Genomic DNA, 1101 nt, shown 5'->3' with positions numbered 1-1101 from the left:
GGTCCGGGGCGGTACGCGGTGCCGGTGAGCGGTGCGGCACCAAGAGGCGAACGAAGGGGGGCGGGTGGGCCGCGCTCAGTGGTGGAGGATCTTCGACAGGAAGTCCTTGGCGCGGTCGCTGCGCGGGTTGTCGAAGAACTGGTGGGGCTCGGCCTCCTCGACGATCCGCCCGTCGGCCATGAACACCACGCGGTTGGCGGCCGAGCGGGCGAAGCCCATCTCGTGGGTGACGACGACCATGGTCATGCCCTCCCGGGCGAGCTGCTGCATGACCTCCAGGACCTCGTTGATCATCTCGGGGTCCAGGGCGGAGGTGGGCTCGTCGAAGAGCATCACCTTGGGGTCCATGGCCAGCGCGCGGGCGATGGCCACGCGCTGCTGCTGCCCGCCGGAGAGCTGGGCGGGGTACTTGTCGGCCTGGTTGCCCACACCGACCCGGTCGAGCAGGGCGCGGGCCTTGCGCTCGGCCTCCTCCCGCTTGCGGCGCCGGACCTTCACCTGGCCCAGCATGACGTTCTCCAGCACCGTCTTGTGGGCGAAGAGGTTGAAGGACTGGAAGACCATGCCCACGTCCGCGCGCAGACGGGCCAGCTCACGGCCCTCGGCGGGCAGTGGCTTGCCGTCGATGGTGATGGTGCCCGAGTCGATGGTCTCCAGCCGGTTGATGGACCGGCACAGGGTCGACTTGCCGGAGCCGGAGGGGCCGATCACCACGACCACCTCGCCGGGGCGGATGGAGAGGTTGATGTCCTGGAGCACGTGCAGCGCGCCGAAGTGCTTGTTGACATCCGTCAGGACGACCAGGTCATGCGCCACGGGCCCGGCACCCTTCGGCCCCTTGGCCATCGAAACGTCGCTCATCGATTCCTTCGCTCCGTCCTCGTCGATTGCAGGGACCCTAGGGCGGGGCTCGGAGTGCCGTCACCAGATCTGAGGGAGAATTGAGGAAGGGCGTGTGAACGAGATCGGAAGGCGGGAAGGCGCGCCGGTGGCGTGCGCGGGCGCCGGCACCGGCGGTCACCCGCCCGCCGGTGCCGCCCGGCGGGGTTCCCCACCACCGATCCCGTCGCCCCGCACGAGGACCCCTCGCACCCCCGAGTC

Annotated in this window: 1 protein-coding gene; it reads right to left on the bottom strand. The window is 70.0% G+C overall.

Annotated features, from left to right (window positions below):
* Positions 1-75 precede the first annotated feature (75 nt).
* Entirely contained in the window at positions 76-846 is a 771-nt protein-coding gene (locus FNQ90_RS24260) for an amino acid ABC transporter ATP-binding protein (RefSeq protein WP_407699438.1), read from the bottom strand.
* Positions 847-1101 lie beyond the last annotated feature (255 nt).

Source organism: Streptomyces alkaliphilus, assembly GCF_014141535.1.
Classification (GTDB): domain Bacteria; phylum Actinomycetota; class Actinomycetes; order Streptomycetales; family Streptomycetaceae; genus Streptomyces; species Streptomyces alkaliphilus.
This window is presented reverse-complemented; position numbering and strand designations above follow the sequence as displayed.